Genomic DNA, 18,902 nt, shown 5'->3' with positions numbered 1-18,902 from the left:
TTCATCCCTCTACTTAAGCGGCGAGTTGGTGCGTTCCAGGCCGTAACGTTCTATCTCTTTATAGGGCACGGTGGTGATTTTGTTTTTGCGTACATCGACTAACGTTACCCGATCAGTACAGGAGTAACAGGGATCGAGGCTGCCAATGATCAGCGGTGCGTCGGAAATGGTGTTGCCGCGTAACATATAACGCAGTACTGGCCAGTTGGCGTAGGTTGCCGCGCGGCAACGCCAACGAAACAGTTTTTGATTATCGCCGGTCATGCTCCAGTGAACGTCTTCGCCACGCGGCGCTTCGGAGAAACCGAGAGCAAATTTGTGTGGCTGATAGGTGAAATGTTCATTAAGCAGAGGGCCTTCCGGCAAATTATCCAGACCGTATTCGATCATTGCCAGTGAGGTGAACACTTCGCGTACCCGAACCAATACCCGCGAGTAAACGTCGCCCGCATCCAGATGGTGCAATTCCATCGGGAGATCCAGATAACCGGCGTAAGGATGGTCGATACGCATATCCCGTTTAAAGCCACTGGCACGGATCATCGGACCTACCGGGCTATAATCGCGGGCGACTTTTTTATCAAGAATGCCGATGCCTTGGGTACGTTGCAGCATATTGGGCGTGCTAAGCAACATATCGGAAAGCTGGGTGATGTCGGCCCGCATTTCCTGAATCAGCTTGATGGTTTTTAATCGGTCGTCTTTCAGAATATCGCGACGAATGCCACCAATCAGGTTGAGCCCGTAAGTTTTACGAGCGCCGGTCAGGATTTCGGCGATTGTCATCGATTTTTCACGAATACGGAAAAATTGCATAAAACCGGTATCAAAGCCGACAAAGTGGCTGGAGAGGCCGATATTAAGCAGATGGCTGTGCAGTCGCTCTACCTCCAGCAAAATGCTGCGGATGCTGTGAGCACGCGGGGGAACAACAATTCCCAATGCATTTTCAATGGATGAGGTATAAGCCACACTGTGGGTGAACCCACAGATGCCACACACCCGATCCGACAGGAAAGTGACTTCGTTGTAACCCATCCGTGTTTCTGCCAGCTTTTCCATACCGCGATGGACGTAGAACAACCGATAGTCCGCATCAATAATTTGTTCGCCATCAACAAACAGACGGAAATGGCCTGGTTCATCAGACGTAATATGCAGTGGCCCGATGGGAACCACCCGTGCTTCATTGCTACCTTCGTTAATGAACGAGTAAGATTCTTCTTCGCGCGTGGGTTTAGGGCGTCGGCGGTAGTCCATGGCATCCTTGCGCAGCGGATAGAGATCGTCCGGCCAATCGTCTGGCAGCACTAAACGACGTTCATCGGGCAAACCAACCGGAATTAAACCGTACATGTCACGAACTTCACGTTCGCCCCAAACTGCCGCCGGTACACGAGGCGTTACCGACGGAAACTCTGGATTTGCCGCATTGACCAGCGCCTTAACGATAACCCAGCATTTTTCTCCCGCCTCCATTGAAAGAACATAATAGATAGCGAAACAGCCGTTCAGAGAACGTTCATCGTTGCCAAACAGGACTGATAGCCAACCGCCTTGCTGGTAATAGAGGAACTCAACGACCTCCGGTAGCGAATCCAGCTTTACCGTCAGTGTGAGCTGATTATGCGTTTGCCACGCCTCTTCCAGAACGGCAGCCGGAAATTTCTGTCTGACCTGTGCGACATAGCCTGCACCGAGTTTGTCAGTTGCGGAAAACGGGCTGGAAACAGGGGGTTCATTAATCACGGTACATCTCCTGACGGGAAGGGGTTAACGACGAATGCTCTGCCAGCGGGGTAAAATGGCTATCCGATCTGGTGTTCTGTACGACAGTCGTGGCATTTTCCAGTAGCTGAATAACGGGTTGAGGAATGTGGGTGCCCATGACTAACATGAGAACCAGCAGCAGTACCATGGGCGCGGTGGTCAAGATACCGAGTTCGCCTTTACTCACGGCTTCCGGGCTGCTACCCAATACGGTTCCTGCAACCATTCGAACCAGACCCGCCAGTACGATAGTGAGCAAGATGAGTAATGCGATGATCAACCAGAGATAACCGGCGCTGATGCCCGCGCTGACGGTCATGAATTCACTGAGGAAGATATTAAATGGCGGCATACCGCCGAGAGCCAGCGCTCCACCAGCCAGTAACGCGCCGGTGAGTGGTGCCACGCGCATAATGCCTTTTACCGCATCCATGTCACGCGTCCCGTATTTCAACAGAACATTACCGGAGCCACAGAACAGCAGCGTTTTTGCCAGGCTGTGATTCAGGGTATGCAGTAACGCCGCGAGAATGCCCAGCGGCCCGCCGATGCCCAGCGCAACGGCAATTAATCCCATATTTTCAACGCTTGAATAGGCCAGCAGACGTTTCATGTCCCGCTGAACCAGAATCAGGAATGCAGCAACCGCGACAGAGAGCATCCCGAACACCAGCAGCAACTGACGCGGAAACTCAGTACCAATGGCGGCACTGATAATGATGTAATAACGCACTATGACTAACAGCGCACAGTTAAGCAAAACAGCGGAAAGTAATGCACTGGTCGGGCTTGGCGCTTCACTGTGTGCGTCCGGTAACCAGGCATGCATGGGGAATAACCCGGTTTTGGTGCCGAACCCGATTAAAATAAAAATAAACGCCAGATGCATCAGCGTGCTATCCAACTCGTCAGCGTGTTTTAGCACTTCTGTCCAGAAGATGGCGTTACCTGGCTCCGACATGACGCTTGCCGCATTGGCATACACCAGTACTGTACCATACAGCCCAAATGCGACGCCGACGGTACAGATAATGATGTATTTCCACGCGGCCTCCAGCGACGAGCGTTGCCCATATAATCCCACCAGAAAGGCGGAACTGAGGGTTGTGGCTTCGATAGCAGCCCACATCAGGATGAGATTGTTACTGGTTATCACCAACAGCATCGTAAAGAGAAAGAGATGAAAGAAACCGTAGTAATAACATAAGGTTGGGATGGTGATCTCGCCGCTGTTGACTTCATGGCGCATATATCCCATCGAATAGACGCCGGTAATAAAGCCGATAATACCGAGGATTGCCAGAAACAGGGCGCTTAAGCTATCGAGATGCAGCCAGTTGTGGATCGCCAGTATTTCACCGTTCTGATAAACCTGCCAAACTAACGATAAAGACACGAGCAACAGGAGCGTTATACCCAGTAGATGGATGACGGTAACCAGTTGACGAGCCTGATGGCCGGTCAATCGACAGAGAAAGGCAAGCAGTGCAGCAACAAACGGTGTTGCCAGCAGGATGAGAAGTAAGTCGGTATTGGTCATGTCATTCACCCTTTTAACGCCGTCAGTTGCTGTACATCCAGCGTGTGGAGTGTCCGGTAGATTTTGCGGGCCATCAGTGCCATCACGATCACGGCAAAAATGGCATCGGTGGCAATACCAATCTCCACCAGTTCCGGTGCTTGATTCGCCAGCAGCGCCAGCGTCAGGTGTGCGCCATTCTCCATCAGGCAATAGCCGAATACCTGTTTGAGAATATTGCGCTGCGTGACGATACACAGCAGACCGATCATGAAATGACTGAGCGATACCGCCAGTGCGGGTTTCAGCGTACTGACGATCGGTAGTTTTACAGGTTCAACCACGAAGTAGCTCAGCACCACGATCAGCGTCGCCAGCAATACGATAACCACCGGGCTTACCACGCCGCCGTCCGCCAGCGGATCATCCAGTTTGCGGAATGCCCAGTACATAATGGTTGGCACCAGTATGACTTTGGTAATAAATGCACTCACTGACCAGAGATACAATTCGTGCGCCTGTAGCAGGTCGGCCAGTGAGATGAAAATGAGCACCAGAACCAGCGACTGTAAGGCGTATAAACAGGCAGAAAGCGCGGGACGACGGGCAGCGATGACCAATAAGGAGGTGATAATCAGCAACCCGGACAGGTTATTTACTAGCAAATTGTTCACGATAAGAGATCCAGTCATCAATCATCCTTAGCTCAGCCAGACGGCGGCAATAACGCTTGAACAGACCGACATGATAATCAGCACGATGAGTACCCCTTGCATAGACCAGGGCACCGGTGTGGCAGCGGCAATTTCTTCTGATGGTTCTCCTGGGACCGTGCGTCCAAACCAGTAGAGGAACCAGGCAAAACTGGCGACCGATTCGATCAGCGTGATCACGAGCAGTGGTAACATCCAGACGTACTCTCGCGAGAGAGAGAAACCAGCAGCAAATAGTGGGAACTTACTGAAGAAACCGTTAAAGGGCGGTACGCCAGTGATCGCCAATGCCGCAACGCAGAAGCCCACGCCTAATAGCGGCATTTTTCGCATCATGCCTTTTAGTTTCGGCAACATACGGGTACCACAGCTGTAGCTAAGGGCACCCGCGACCAGGAAGAATAAACTCTTGGCGAAAGCGTGGTTGAAGATGTAAGCCACGCCAGCCTCGAAGGCCATGCGTGACCCGAATATCGACAGCGATAGCGCGAAAAAAATGTAGGAAAGTTGTGTGATCGTAGAGTAAGCCAGCAGCCGCTTCATGTCTTTTTGCGGCAGATACATGATAAAACCGTAAATCAGCGTGATGGTTGCCATCACGATACCCACGATGCCGATGACTTCAGGAACGTCTTGTGCCGATAGAATCGCGCGGGCGAAAATATAGACTCCGACTTTCACCATAGAGGCGGCGTGCAGATACGCACTGACCGGCGTGGGAGCCTCCATGGCATCTGGCAGCCACATATGCAGCGGAATCTGTGCAGATTTACCCCAGGCAGCGAACAGGATCCCGCCGAATACGATAATTTTGCCATTGGTATCCAGTAGCGCCAGTGCGCTGAGCGCGAAGGTTCCCGTATTCACGAACAGATAAGCAGCAGCAAGATAAAGTCCGATTGATGCCACATGTGTAATCAGTAAGGCTTTCAGCGCAGAACGCAGGGATTTTGGATTCTGGTAATAACCGATTAATGCCCAGGAGCATCCCCCAGTGATTTCAAAGAATAACAATTGCCCCAGCAGGGTTGAGGACAGTGTTAATCCTGCCATCGCGCCAATGAACACCAGCAGAAAAGCATAATAACGATTCGTGCCTTCGTGCGGGTGTTCTCGGTTGCCCTGCGTCAGGTAGCCAGTGGAGTAAATGCTGACGAGTAAACCGAGGAAAACCACGGCAAAGCCAATCAGCAGGCTCAGCCTGTCGAATTGAAAGCCAAACAGCTCAGCCTGACCATAGCGGTATAGCGTGTAAACCATGTCGGCTTTGCCGCTGATAAAATAGTCCGCTGCCATCCATCCCATGCCGAGTGTTGCCAGCAAAGAAAATAGGCAACACAGCCATTTAGCCTGTCGCTGGGGCAGGATAGCGATCAATAATGCGCCAGTGAATGGCAGCAGGATGGTCGCAAGGGCAACATTCTGTATGATAAACGTCTCCATGATGAATGCTTACTCCTTATAGACCCGTGAGATAAAAAACGAACGCCAGCGCAGCAACGCCGAAGCCCAGCCAGGTAACGTGTCCCGTCAGCAAAAAGCGTCCGCGAGCCAGGCTGTTTTCGACTAATGCAGCGATGAAAAACACCACGGTCAGCTTGATGAGAAAGGCAAATGAACCAAGGGCCAGCGCGGCAAATGTGAACGTCTCTGCCTTACCAAAGGGAATGAAAATAGACAGAAATAATGCGGCCACCACGACCTGTTTCAGACTGATCCCCCATTTCACTAGTGCCAATCCCGCACCGGAATATTCTGTTAACGGACCTTCCTGCAACTCTTGTTCTGCTTCTGCGACATCAAACGGGATTTTCCCCATCTCAATAAAGGTTGCGAACGCGAAAGCCAGTAATGCCATGACGGTGGCGGTGGGGGATAACCAGGTGTGGCTTGCCAGCATGTTGCTGATGTTGCCGATATTGGTAGACCCTGCAATGAGTGCCACCACAAGCAGCGCCAGGATTAAAATAGGCTCGACCAGAATACCGAGCGTCAACTCGCGGCTGGCACCGATTGCGGCGAAAGCGCTACCCGAATCCAGCCCAGCGAGGGCAAAGAAAAAGCGGAATAGGGCAAACAGATAAAGTAGGGTGATAACATCGCCGCCTGAGCCGAATGGCGAAACTCTCGTGACGATAGGCAATGTCATGGCGACTAACAGCATGGTACCGATCAAGATATAAGGCATCAGACGGAATACGCCGCCAGCATGTTGAGGCGACACATCCTGACGTTTCAGCAACTTGAAGATGTCTCGGTAATCTTGTAAAACACCCGGCCCCTGACGTGAGTGCATTTTTGCGCGGATCACCCTTGCCATGCCTGACATGAGTGGTGCGATAGCCAGCAAACATAACGCTTGCAATAGCGCACAGAGTATCAGCGTCGAGAGAGGAACTATCAGCATCGGCGTGCCTTCGGTGATGACAGTTCCTGTGACTGAACTTTCAGCGATCATCATGTTCTCCTTAGGCCATGGTTACCAATAGCAAGATCACCAATGCGGCGACGACATAAAGGCAATAGAGCCGGAAATCACCATGCTGGATCCATTGGATTGCCCGACTGACTTTCTGTACCGCATTCACCAAAGGCAATACGAGGCGGTTATCCCAGGATGGTTCTGTGCGCCCAGCGGCTAATGTGGTTTTTTCCAGTGCGGTTTGCATTATCGGAGCCGGATCGAGCGTTTTACGAATTCGATAGAGCGGTGCGAACATCACACGTAATGACTGGGTAAAGCTGGCAGCAGAGGCAGCCATCTCTGGTTCGTAAGCGTAACCACAGGCCCATGGCGTCCCCCGCTGGCGGAAGTTCAGACGTGTACCTTTGCAGCCGACATACAGCAACAACGGCAGAAGTGGCAAGGTCAGTAGCAGAATGAAAATGAGTGGCGTAGACAGCGTGGTCTGGCCTGGATTGCCGGGGAAAACCTGCATCCCTTGTGCAACGATCGGTACCGTGGTTTCGGTCAAGCTGGCTGCTACCCGGGCGATAATGGGCGCAACTTCGCTCGCGCCGATACCGAGTAGAACGCACAGTAGCGCCAGCAACAGCATCGCCGTGGTCATCAACCAAGGGACTTCTCGAGCTTGTGCCGCTTTTTCGCTACGTGGCGCACCGGAAAAGCTGATGCCATAAACTTTAACGAAACACATGGCTGCCAGCGCACCGGTAATGGCGAGCATAACGATGGCAATCGGGGCAACAAGGCGCAGGGAGAAACTGCCTTGATGGCTCAGCGTGAACAGTGACTGATAGGTGAACCATTCACTGACGAAACCGTTGAGTGGAGGAAGCGCTGAAATGGCCATACAGCCGACGAGGAAAGCCAAGGCGGTATACGGCATCAAACGCGCAAGTCCTCCCATCTTTTCCATGTCTTTGGTGTGCAGCCGATAAATAACAGCGCCTGCCCCCAGGAACAGTAGACCTTTGAAGATGGCATGGTTGAGAAGGTGATAGAGCCCACCGAGCAGGCCAAGCGTAGCGAGTAGCGGATGGTGTGTAGCAATGCCGATCATGCCCACACCGATACCCATCAGAATGATGCCGATGTTTTCCACGGTGTGATAGGCCAGCAGACGTTTAATGTCGTGTTCAGCCAGTGCATAAAGTACACCGAGTACTGAAGAGACGGCTCCAAACGCCAGCACGACGATCCCCCACCAGACTTCCGTTGCGCCCAGTAGGTCAATGCCGACTTTGATAATGCCGAAAATACCAATCTTTACCATTACGCCAGACATCAAGGCTGATGCATGAGACGGTGCTGCCGGGTGAGCGCGTGGCAGCCAGCCATGTAACGGCAGCATCCCGGCTTTGGCACCAAAACCAAAGAAGGCCAGTAGAAAGATAATAGATGCGTGAAGGGGAGAGAGAGAAACGTCGCGAAAATCGGCAAAATCCAGGCTACCGCTCTGTCGGTAAAGCAGAAAGAACGCCATCATGATCAGCACAGAACCGGCATGTGCGATCAGAAAGTACAATAACCCAGCACTAATCGCTTCGTCATCCTGATCGGATATCACCAGGAAGTAAGAACTTAGGGACATCACTTCAAATAATATAATGAAGTAGAAGGCGTTGTCCGTGACCACCAACGCCACCATTGACGCGATGAACAGGTTCATAAAGAACCCCATTGCCCACGCCTTACCGCGATATTCCCGTAAATAGGCCAGCGAATAGAGAGAGGTGACAGCGGCCAACAGTGAGATGACCAGTACCATAAACGCGGCTAAAGCATCCAACCGTAGTGTTAAGTGTGCGATATCGGCAAAGGGGCCAGCGAAGGTAGCGGTTACCATTTGGCCATTCAACAATACAGGCAGAGCAGCAGCGATACCACATAGGCCACCGAATGTTGAACTGACGCCACTTAGGAAAATTGCCAATGGTTCATGTCGCGACAGACAAAGCGATGCCACCGCGCCGCTACAATACAGTACGAGTGCCAACGTCAGCCATTCCAGAGATGTCATCATAATTTATTCCCTCGAGCGATCTCGGTTGGTGGGAAAGGCGCGTTGCCTGCGGGCCACTCCATCGCTTGTCGCCGTTTTTCTGCAATAGACTGCTCAATTTTTTGATCGTCAATCACGAACAGTGCATTGGTTGGGCAAACACGTACGCATTCCGGTCCGTGAGTCTGAAAGGCACATAAATCACATTTCACGGCGATACTGCGTACGCCAGCGTTCCACGCCAGAAAAGGATTGATGGACGCGACACTGACTGGCACGTCGGAAAGTTCGGATAGGGGGATGTTCTGTTGAAAGGTTGCCGGGATAGCTAATGGTTTGCTGCCTGATGGCGTAATTGCGCCGAAAGGGCAGGCGATAGCGCAAAGCTTACAGCCGATGCAGGTACTTTCATTCAACACCACCGCATGATCCTGATGCGTAATTGCATTAACCGGACATACTTTGGCGCAAGGCGCATCCTCACAGTGTCGGCATAACACCGGGGTTGTACCTGTAAGATCGCGCTCGACCGTTAGTCTTGGGTGCGTTTGTAATCCTTGACGACGGTGTACCTGTGTGCAGGCCGCCATGCAGGTGTTACATCCGATACAGCGTTTAGGATCCGCAATGACGAAGCGGTTCATAGCCATATTCTCCGGGGGAGTCGGTTTAGGTTAGCTGCATCAAAGCATATTCCGTGCCACGTCACGTCAATACGCTGGTAGAGCGCATGACATAAGGGATTGAGTGAGAAGGGATTATGAAAGCATCCTGAAAGATTGAATCATTCGACAGCGGTGTCGACACTTTTGACGAGATAAGATGACCTTCTGTGCCGATATGCTTTATTGCCTATCATTTTCCAAGTGTTTCTGAGCTGACAGGGTGCTGATAACGATGAGCATGCAATGTGAGAGAAAGCAGCCGCTACAGGCATGATGCGGGATGAAATACCGTTTGAACTCATGTGGTTTATGTAAATCGTTTAAAGGTTAATGTAAAGAACATCATAATTAACACGACGTTGGTGATGGGTTTATGTGCATATTTTATGTTTTGGCATAAATATTGCTTTGAATATGTTTGGTGTCTTATGACGGAAAAAACATTATGTGCTTAGGCATTCCTGGAAAAGTCGTCGCGTTAGCGGATACGGGTCAACAATCGGCATGGGTAGAGGTATGTGGCGTTAAACGTGAGGTTAATATTGCCTTGGTTGCGGATGGTATCGACAGTGAACAGCTTATTGGACAGTGGGTTTTAGTTCATGTCGGGTTTGCTATGAGTCGTCTGGATGAGCAAGAAGCCCATGCTACATTGGATGCTTTACGGCAAATGGAAGCATTGGAACATGATGTTACAATTTTTTTGCGACAATAACGCGCGGTTAGTGATGTAAATCAAGACTTATTCATTTATCAAAGTGATAATAAGAATAACTATCATTAATGCTTTATCAATGATTATGTCTAATTGGCAAAAGTTTGTTCCCCTGAATATCGTTCTTCTATTGTGCTGGTTGTTCACTAGCTCTGTGGCTGTTGCGGCAGATTACGCCGCGTTTATTCAGGATATCCAGTCCAGACTGGATAAAACAGCGCAGTTGTATGAACAGCAAAAGCCAGACGACGCTCGTGTCGAAGTTCAGATGGCCTATTTTGAGGTGTTTGAGAACCTTGAAGGCCCTATTCGTATTAATATATCCGCGCAAAAAAGCTATCAGTTAGAAGCCACCTTCGGTGAAATCCGTCGCATGATTGGTGAAGGTAAACCGCTGGCGGATGTGCAGGCGAAGGTGACCTGGCTGAAAGGCGAACTGACGGCGGTATTACCTGTGCTATCCGATGGTCACAAACTCGTGGCACAGGAGCAACACGGTGCCTACGACAATACTGAGATAGCACTGTACTGGCAGCAAAGCTTTAAAATTATCGACGATAATCTAGCCGAGGCGGTGAGTGAATATCAGGCCGGTAATTACAAGCAGGCCAGCCAGAGTGTGCAGGTCGCGCACTATGACGGGTTTAAGAACTCAGAGATGGAAATGTCGGTGAGGCAGAATCGCTCTGCGCAACAAGCCGCTTCTATCAATCAACAATTCTCTTCATTAATTACGCTAGCCAGCCAACCCGATCAGCTTACCGATGTCGCTTACCGCGTCACGACGCTGTTGCAGGATATTGAGGATGTGCTTCCAGGTCTGCCGACAACGCGTGATACCCAACCGATTAGTGCGGCCCCGATGGGCGGTGATGCTTCTTCCGCTGACGGTATCCCTGACGCAAATTGGGCAAAAGTCTCGTCTGATATCAATCAGTCTATTGCTGCCGCGTTGGAAAAATACCAAGCAGGTCAGGTTAAACCCGCCATTATGGCGGTGCAGGATACCTATTTTGACCTGTTTGAAGCGACGGGGATGGAGAATAAAGTCGGATCGCGTGATGCGGCCTTCAAATCCACGCTCGAAGGTTATTTCACTCGATTAGTCAGCATGATGAGCGCAGGACAACCGATGGAGCAACTCCAATCTCAGGCTGAGGCGTTAAAACAGGATCTGGCGAATGCGGTCACCATGTTAGGTGAAGGTGGTGAGACGCACTGGAGTCTGTTGATTTATAGCCTGTTGATTATTGTTCGTGAAGGGCTGGAAGCCTTGCTGATTGTCGCGGCTATTGTCGCCTATCTGGTGAAAAACGATCAGCATGACAAGTTGCCACTCATTCGTCAGTCTGTTTATGTCGCGCTGCTGTGCAGTGTGGTCACCGCCGTTATTTTTCAACTGCTGTTTACGAACTCAGGTGCCAGTCGCGAACTGCTGGAAGGCGTGACGATGCTGATTGCTGTCGTCATGCTGTTCTTTATGAGCTATTGGCTGCTGTCTAAAGTGGAAGCGCGCCATTGGAAAGCTTATCTGGAAGGCAAGCTCTCTCACTCTTTGAGCAGTGGTTCGTTGGTCGGGCTGTGGTTGACCAGCTTTCTGGCGGTTTACCGCGAAGGGGCGGAAACCGTGCTGTTTTATTACGCGCTGGTCGGTGACGCCAGTAACGCGGCAGGGCACCTTTCCATCCTGGCTGGGTTTATCATCGGGTGTGTGATTCTGGTCATCGCTTACCTGATCATGCGTTTCACCGTCGTCAAACTGCCGTTGAAACCTTTCTTTATGTTTACCGGCTGCTTCATGTATCTGATGGCTTTTGTCTTTGCAGGCAAAGGTGTGTTGGAGCTGGTAGAAGGAAAACTATTTGAACCGACGCTGCTGATGGGTGTGCCTGAAATCAGTTGGTTGGGGATATACCCCTATGTGGAAACGTTACTCCCGCAAGGGGTGCTATTAATCGCCGCATTGGCAGCACTGTGGGTAATGCGGCGCAAAGCCGCGGCGATCTGATACTGGAAGCAATGAAAAGCAGAAAAACGACCGTTACTTACCCGACTGTTTTCTAAGCAGACTGTCTGCTGAAGGCTAAGGGAACATTGATGATATGAGGATGGGTTTGATGAATATGCAAAAAAAATTAATTGCGAGTGCCGTCATTGCGGGCATTTTCACTGCACCAGCGGCGTTTGCCTTTAAGGAATATCCTGCGGGTGAACCAGTTTCCATGAATGAAATGGAAATTGCTGCGGTTTATCTGCAACCAATCGACATGGAACCTCGCGGTATGGGGCTGCCTGCTGCAAAAGCCGATATTCACCTGGAAGCGGATATCCATGCGGCTGAAGGTAACAAAAATGGTTTCGGCGCGGGTGAATGGATGCCGTTCCTGACTATCGCTTATACCCTGACCAACACAGATACCGGTGCCAAGCAAGAAGGGACGTTCATGCCAATGGTTGCCAGCGATGGCCCACACTATGGTGCGAATATAAAAATGATGGGTGTGGGTAACTACAAAGTGACTTATCACATCGATCCGCCATCCAAAGCCGGTATGCATCGTCATACCGATGGTGAAACGGGCGTAGGTCGTTGGTGGAAGCCGTTTGATGTCAGCTTTGATTTCAAATATGTAGGCTTAGAGTGACAGTAATAACCGCGGTAAGCGTTTAAATCATCGCGGTATTGCTCACGCCTCTGTTTACAGAGGCGTGAGCATTTGTAGTCAAGGTGGTCTTCTCAGAGCGGTGATGAGTGATGGGACTGCGTTGTTAAAAAATGCAGCCAACGTTTTTTTCAAGGTGTGGTAGGTGATAAAGGATGAACTAACGCAACCCACGCACCTGCAACTTGAAAGATGAAGGAAATATGAGTTATTTCTTTGTTACTACACTACAGGCTTTTTTGCCGATCGCGTTGCTACTTGGTTTGAACTGGAGTCATCGCGTCACGCCGGAAATCAGGCCGCTGGGTTGGATAACCTTGTTGGCGTTGATAGCTGGGTTGATGATTGGTGCTCGGATGCCTAACGGGCAACAGCTTCAGTTGTGGATGACGGTGACTCAGGCCATCGGTCTGGTGTTATTTTTTGCCAGCCAGTTTTCCGCCAATATGCGTCTCGGTTATCTGTGGCAAGCGATTCTGGTCGCTGGTGCAGCGGTTCATTGGGGGAGCGATCCTAATCTGAGCGCATTGACAACCACACACGTTCTTAATACCGATTTGTTGCTGAATTTCAGTGCGATTGTCATGGCGTTAGCGTGGTTGGTTTTCAGTGCATCTCTCTGTGGATTGATTGTTCGTCGCGTGAAATTGCTACGCTGGCCATTGCTGATTCTGCTTCTCGGTATGTTGATGCTGCCGACTAGCGGTACGCTCTTATTGTTGTTGATGAAACTTCAGGTGCTAGGGCTAACGAAGCCGCGTCTAAGCTATGTCGCACACGTCACAAATAATGCTTATCTGTTGAACTATTTCGGCGCATTGCTGATGAGCGTGCTGGCCGGAGCCTATCTCTGGCCGCTGAAACAGGCCAGTCGGCGACTGGATGAGCAACGTGACCCGATAGAAAAACGCAAAGCGACGGCAGATTACCGTAACGCGCTGCGTACCGTGATTGCCACGCTGGTAGCGTTAGTGGTTGTGCTGTTGGGACAACTTTACTGGGACAAGGTGGCTTCACAACCGCCCCGCCTGTCTGAAGCATTGCCTGTCACGCTGGCGGCGGACGGTAATGTACATATCCCGATAGAGCAGGTACGTGACGGCAAACTACATCGTTTTGTCTGGATAGCCGATGATGGCAAAGCGGTGCGTTTTTTCATCATTAACCGTTATCCAGATCGTTTACGGCTGGGCGTGGTATTTGATGCCTGTTTGCTGTGTGGCGATCAGGGTTATGTGATGGATGGAAATCAGGTCATTTGCGTTGCTTGTGATGTGCGTATCTTCATTCCTTCCATTGGTAAAGCAGGTGGGTGTAATCCGGTGCCGATCGAGGGCTGGAGTAATGATGATAAGGAAGTGGTGATTAGTCGGGCCTCATTGGCGGCAGGGACGAACTACTTCAGTACCATTGTTTCTCTTGATGTGATTGACCCGGTTGACGGTTCCAAATTAACCAATGTGAAGGCAGAACATAAGTATCGCTACGGCGGTAAGACCTATTTCTTCTCGACGGAAGCGAACTATAACCGTTTTCGTGAAAGTCCCGGAAAATTTGTTACCTCAAAAGCAGCGGCTGACGATCACGCAGAAGGGGAATAACCATGTTATGGCGCATGTTACGTCAATCCTGGCGCAGGAATATCCGGCGTAAATCGCTGGCGGTTCTGACAGTCTTTCTGGCTGCCGGTTTAATTTCGGCTCTGCTGGCGGTATCCATTGATATCGGCGACAAGATGGCGCGTGAATTAAAGTCGTATGGCGCGAATATTCTGATCGAACCGGCTGGACAAGCGGCATTGCCAGCGCTCTTTGGTGAGCGCAGTAATCCGCTGGACGGTCAGGATTTTTTGGATGAATCAGAATTACCCAACATTAAGGATATCTTCTGGCGTAATAACATTATCGGCTTTGCGCCCTTGCTGAGTGGCGATATCGAGGTCAACGGCCAGACGATAGCGGCACTGGGAACCTTTTTCTCTCAACCGGTCGCGGTCCCTGATGAAGAAGATTACCGTACCGGTCAGTCAACGGTTAGTCCCTACTGGCAGGTGGCGGGAAGTTGGCCGCAGGAACCGATTGCACAAGATAAACCGGTCGAGATCCTCGCAGGTAAACAACTGGCGTTACAGAATGGCTGGCAGGTGGGAAACGATCTGCAATTGCGAGGCCCTCAAGGTGAAGTAACCGCGCATATCAGCGGTATTTTGACCAGTGGCGGTGATGAGGAAGGGCGTTTAGTGATGCCTCTGGCCGTGATTCAATCCTTATTAGGGTTGGAAGGGAAGATTCAGGCGATCCGCGTTTCGGCGCTGACCGTTCCTGAGAATGAACTTTCTCGACGAGCGCGTGAGAACCTTGAAGCGCTGAACGCGGAAGAGTATGACCTTTGGTATTGCACCGCCTATGTTTCTTCTATTGCGCATCAGCTTGAAGAAGCCATTTCCGGTTCGGTTGTTCGTCCTATCTGGCAGGTAGCAGCGTCAGAAGGCGTGGTGATTGATAAAATTCAACTGTTACTGGCCGTCGTGACATTCGCTGCGTTGGTTGCTGCGGCGATGGGCATTGCGTCGTTGATGACCAGCACGATTATGGAAAGAGCCAAGGAGATCGGCCTGATGAAAGCGCTTGGGGCGCGTCAGTGGCAGATTATGCTGTTGTTCTATCTTGAAGCCGCGTTAAGCGGCCTTGTTGGCGGCATCGCAGGGTGTATCGCAGGGTGGGGATTGGCGAAGATCATTGGCCTGATGCTGTTTGGGGTTCCGCTCAGTTTCGCCTGGATTGTCATTCCTTGTGTATTAGTGATATCGATGCTGATTGCTGTCATCGGTACCTGGTTCCCGGCCCGTCGTATTGCCAAACTGTATCCGGTGGAGGTGTTATATGGCCGCTAATACCTGGATGAATGGCATGTTTTGGCGATTGGTGTTGCGAGCACTGCGATTGCGTATGCAACGGGTCAGCGTGGTGTTTGCCGCCCTTACTGTCGGTGCTGCAATTGTCACTGCTATGTCCGCTGTCTATTTCGATATCAATGCCAAAATGAGTCAGGAGCTCCGTACTTTCGGGGCTAACTTTTATATTGGCCCTGCGCGGGGGAATTCGCTGCCGCAAAGTACCTTTCAGCCGATTGTGGATAACGCCCCGGCGGGGTTGATTAATGCCGCCAGCCCTTATCTGTATGGCATGGCGCGTACCGAACTGGAGAAAGTGGTTTTGATGGGCGTATGGTTTGAATCGTTACGCCCACTGGTGCCTTACTGGCAGATTACCGGCGATAGCATTGGTGTTGGTTTTGACGATCGTAATGCGATGATTGGGGTTAAGTTGGCAGAACGATTGGGTGTCAAAGTCGGCGGTAACGTCACGTTAGTCGGAGATGGCGGCCGACAACGCTTACGGATCAAAGGCATTGTGGAATCTGGCGATGCGACAGATAACATGCTGATTGTTAGTCTTCCGCTGGCTCAAAAGTGGTTGGATAAAGAGGGGATTATCAGTAATGCGTTGCTGAGTGTTAGCAACGATCTGGGTCAGGTCGATCAATTTGCGGCCAGTCTCCAAAAACAATATCCGCAGTTGGAAATTCGCCCCATTCTGAAAGTATCGGCTTCGGAAGGTCAGGTGTTAAATAAAATCAAAGGGCTAATGGGATTAGTTTCCGTCGTCATTCTGGTGCTGTCGTCTCTGTGTGTTAACACGACCCTGATGGCTATTGTGGGTGAACGTGCGCGAGAATTTGCGTTACAGAAAGCATTGGGTGCCAGCGGGCGAGACATCATTCGCCAGATGCTGGCGGAAACCGGCATCATTGCGCTGGCTGCCGTTGTCTGTGGTGCGTTGCTGGGATATTTGCTGGCGCAGGTTCTGGGTATGGCGGTATTCAATGCGACAATTTCATTACGAGCACCGGTTTTCCCGTTAACGCTGGTGCTCTCGCTGCTGGTTGCAGCGGCTGCGGCGGTGGTGCCTACCCGACGGGCGATTTATGTCGAACCAGCCAAAGTATTAAAAGGAGAGTAGCACGATGTCCTTAGCAACACAGGTTCAAGCGGTAGCGCACGTATCAGAAGAGGCTGTGATCGAGACTCGCCAGCTATACAAACGCTTTGGTCAGGTTACCGCGCTGGAGAATATTAATATCCGTATCGCCCGCGGTGAGTTTGTTGCCATCATGGGAGCCTCAGGCTCCGGTAAAACCACGTTAATGAACATCCTCACCTGTCTGGATACGGTAAGCGACGGTCAGGTGCTATTGGATGGCGTTGATGCCGCGGCGCTGGATGAGGAAGGTCGGCGTAAATTTAGAGCGGATAAAATTGGGTTGGTTTTTCAGCAATTTCACCTGATTCCCTTTCTGACCGCATTAGAAAACATCATGCTGGCTCAACATTATCACAGCGTAGTGGATGAGGATGCCGCGCGACGGGTGTTGGATCAGGTCGGTCTGGCGCATCGTGTCGATCATTTGCCTAGTCAGCTTTCCGGCGGTGAACAACAGCGCGTATGTATTGCACGCGCACTGGTGAACGAGCCTCCGGTGATTTTTGCCGATGAACCAACGGGGAACCTGGATGAAGAGAACGAACAGCGTGTGTTGGATTTATTGAAAGCGCTGCATGGACAGGGGAGGACGATTGTGATGGTGACGCATAACCCTGAGCTGGGCAGGTTTGCCGATCGTATTATCCGTTTACAACACGGTAAGTACTTAAGCGAGGAGATTAATCATCATGCTATGGCGTAATTATCTCAAAGCGGTTTGTCTGCTGGGCGCGTTGGTACTGCTTAGCGGTTGTAAGGAAGAACAGGTTAGTGTTGGCGCTCAGGCACCGGCGCTGGCCGCGTATGATTTAGCCGGGCAGCAGGTAGACCTCTCCCGCTGGCAGGGCAAAAGCGTGTATCTGAATTTTTGGTCGTCAGGCTGTGGTGGTTGTCTGGCGGAAATGGAGACACTGGAAAAACTCAGTAAAAACTATGGTGATAAAGTGGTCGTGGTGGCGGTGAATACCGATCCTGATAATATCGATCTCACTGCATTACTGACTCATCACAACGTGACCTATCCGGTCGTGCGCGACCAGTTAGGGATCACTAAAGAGCGTTATCAGGTTATTGGTACGCCAACGTCGTTTGCCATTGATAGTAAAGGCAACGTGTTGGAATTACATCAAGGTGCAAGGAGCGAGGAGCAATTAGCTTTGTTGTTTGACCAGCTTGCACGAGGCGTTTGATTTATTCCGATAGCGCATTTTTTCTTATTGTTACCGATAGCCCTTTAGTGACGCTAAAGGGCTTTTTGTATATCCCCCCAGCTAGGCTGGGGGCTCCGTTATTGTTTTGACTCCATTTGTTTTGACACCATGACCGGTACGACAACGGGTTTCGGTTTAATTCGCATCGCATAGATCACACCAACAATCAGACAACCTACGCCGCACAGTGTGAGCAACGGTGGCCAGGATTGGCGTGCGATAAATGTATAGGTCAGACCGGCCAATGTTTCGAACACGATCAAGGGACCAACCAGCACTGTGGGCAGTCGCTGGCTCGCTTCATTCCAGCAAAGTGTTCCCAGCCATGAACAAAACAACCCGATGGCGATCATGAGTGGAATAAAGACGATCGGACGCGGACCAAAAGGGAGTGCGAAACCTTCATTGGTTAACGAGAGATAAGCACACACCAGCAGATACCCAAAGATCGCCAGTGGCAGTGTCACCAGTCCCTGCGCAGTCGCCCAGGTTGTTGGTGTCTTATCGGTGTGCTCTCGTAACCAGCGACTGTTACGCAACGGATACCAGGTCCAACAGATAACGGCAATGAGTGCCAGCACGATACCACTTGTATAGCGCCAGAGGTCCAGCGGTGTTTTTGAATCGTTCAGCTCTGCAATATTGACGCAAACCAACCCGACGAGAATTAAGACCAGACCGGGCGTAAGTGAACGCCAGGCAATTCTGCCATCGTGTTTGCTATAAAGCAGATTGGCGGAGACTGAAATCACGACGGGCAGCGTACCGATGATCATGGTTGAAATTGGCGCACCAGTGCGTTGAATCGCGCTGGCGAGACAGAAGTAATACAGCAAATTACCGACAGCCGTCAGTTTGAGTGCTTCAACCCAGTCCTGGCGACTTAACTGACGCAGTCTGTCGCGATCGAGCCATGCCAGCGGCAATGCGATCAGCCCAAAGGCAAGATAACGTCCGGTTGACTGTAAGGCGGCCGGGTACTCCGGTACCAAAACGGGACCAACAAAAATTAACCCCCACATCAACCCTGCGGCAAGGGCGAAAAGTACGCCAATAAGCATGACAAACCTGTGATTCAATATTAATAAAAGGGAACCTAGTGTAACGATCAAGCGGCGGTCATTATTGTAGGATATT

At 50.9% G+C, this 18,902-nt stretch carries 16 protein-coding genes; 8 read left to right on the top strand and 8 right to left on the bottom strand.

From position 1 onward, the window contains the following. Positions 1–9 precede the first annotated feature (9 nt). The 7 genes from ACKPVM_RS04840 to ACKPVM_RS04810 form a co-directional block, all read right to left on the bottom strand. On the bottom strand, positions 10–1,749 hold the full coding sequence (locus ACKPVM_RS04840) for a hydrogenase large subunit (RefSeq protein WP_409307357.1): 1,740 nt from the start codon (positions 1,747–1,749) through the stop codon (positions 10–12). Continuing rightward, a complete protein-coding gene (locus tag ACKPVM_RS04835; protein WP_409307355.1) occupies positions 1,742–3,310 on the bottom strand; it encodes a hydrogenase 4 subunit F in 1,569 nt (522 codons plus the stop codon). Before ACKPVM_RS04835 ends, ACKPVM_RS04840 begins: the two co-directional genes overlap by 8 nt. Before the next feature lie 5 nt (positions 3,311–3,315). Then, complete coding sequence (gene hyfE, locus ACKPVM_RS04830) at positions 3,316–3,981, bottom strand: hydrogenase 4 membrane subunit (RefSeq protein WP_409307354.1); 666 nt, start codon at positions 3,979–3,981, stop codon at positions 3,316–3,318. 9 nt (positions 3,982–3,990) lie between these two features. Next, entirely contained in the window at positions 3,991–5,445 is a 1,455-nt protein-coding gene (locus tag ACKPVM_RS04825; RefSeq protein WP_409307353.1) for a hydrogenase 4 subunit D, read from the bottom strand. A gap of 16 nt (positions 5,446–5,461) precedes the next feature. Beyond that, positions 5,462–6,409 (bottom strand): respiratory chain complex I subunit 1 family protein, encoded by a 948-nt coding sequence (locus ACKPVM_RS04820; protein WP_409307406.1) that lies wholly within the window; start codon positions 6,407–6,409, stop codon positions 5,462–5,464. A gap of 61 nt (positions 6,410–6,470) precedes the next feature. Beyond that, positions 6,471–8,489, bottom strand: a complete 2,019-nt coding sequence (gene hyfB, locus ACKPVM_RS04815) for a hydrogenase 4 subunit B (RefSeq protein WP_409307351.1) — start codon at positions 8,487–8,489, stop codon at positions 6,471–6,473. Then, positions 8,486–9,112, bottom strand: a complete 627-nt coding sequence (locus ACKPVM_RS04810; RefSeq protein WP_409307349.1) for a 4Fe-4S dicluster domain-containing protein — start codon at positions 9,110–9,112, stop codon at positions 8,486–8,488. Before ACKPVM_RS04810 ends, hyfB begins: the two co-directional genes overlap by 4 nt. A gap of 466 nt (positions 9,113–9,578) precedes the next feature. Here ACKPVM_RS04810 and hybG point away from each other — a divergent pair, with 466 nt between their 5' ends. The 8 genes from hybG (at position 9,579) to ACKPVM_RS04770 (ending at position 17,744) form a co-directional block, all read left to right on the top strand. Next, positions 9,579–9,848 (top strand): hydrogenase maturation factor HybG, encoded by a 270-nt coding sequence (gene hybG / locus ACKPVM_RS04805; RefSeq protein WP_409307347.1) that lies wholly within the window; start codon positions 9,579–9,581, stop codon positions 9,846–9,848. 85 nt (positions 9,849–9,933) lie between these two features. Next, on the top strand, positions 9,934–11,856 hold the full coding sequence (locus ACKPVM_RS04800; protein WP_409307404.1) for an FTR1 family iron permease: 1,923 nt from the start codon (positions 9,934–9,936) through the stop codon (positions 11,854–11,856). Between the two features lie 109 nt (positions 11,857–11,965). After that, positions 11,966–12,493, top strand: a complete 528-nt coding sequence (locus tag ACKPVM_RS04795; protein ID WP_409307346.1) for an iron transporter — start codon at positions 11,966–11,968, stop codon at positions 12,491–12,493. 221 nt (positions 12,494–12,714) lie between these two features. Then, a complete protein-coding gene (locus tag ACKPVM_RS04790) occupies positions 12,715–14,112 on the top strand; it encodes a Fe-S-containing protein (protein ID WP_409307345.1) in 1,398 nt (465 codons plus the stop codon). 2 nt (positions 14,113–14,114) lie between these two features. Further along, positions 14,115–15,404 (top strand): ABC transporter permease, encoded by a 1,290-nt coding sequence (locus tag ACKPVM_RS04785; RefSeq protein WP_409307343.1) that lies wholly within the window; start codon positions 14,115–14,117, stop codon positions 15,402–15,404. Between the two features lie 16 nt (positions 15,405–15,420). Next, the gene (locus tag ACKPVM_RS04780; protein ID WP_409307402.1) at positions 15,421–16,533 is read left to right on the top strand and encodes an ABC transporter permease; all 1,113 of its coding nucleotides are present in this window, start codon (positions 15,421–15,423) and stop codon (positions 16,531–16,533) included. Positions 16,534–16,537: 4 nt separating this feature from the next. Next, entirely contained in the window at positions 16,538–17,257 is a 720-nt protein-coding gene (locus ACKPVM_RS04775; RefSeq protein WP_409307342.1) for an ABC transporter ATP-binding protein, read from the top strand. Beyond that, complete coding sequence (locus tag ACKPVM_RS04770) at positions 17,244–17,744, top strand: TlpA family protein disulfide reductase (protein ID WP_409307341.1); 501 nt, start codon at positions 17,244–17,246, stop codon at positions 17,742–17,744. The genes ACKPVM_RS04775 and ACKPVM_RS04770 overlap by 14 nt, the downstream gene beginning before the upstream one ends. 98 nt (positions 17,745–17,842) lie before the next feature. Here the strand turns inward: ACKPVM_RS04770 and ACKPVM_RS04765 are convergent, their stop codons facing one another. Further along, entirely contained in the window at positions 17,843–18,826 is a 984-nt protein-coding gene (locus ACKPVM_RS04765) for a DMT family transporter (RefSeq protein WP_409307339.1), read from the bottom strand. Positions 18,827–18,902 lie beyond the last annotated feature (76 nt).

The organism is Pectobacterium hainanensis, from assembly GCF_046237015.1.
Lineage (GTDB): Bacteria > Pseudomonadota > Gammaproteobacteria > Enterobacterales > Enterobacteriaceae > JBJYIN01.
The sequence above is the reverse complement of the archived record's forward strand: the minus strand, read 5'-3'. Positions and strand labels throughout refer to the sequence as shown.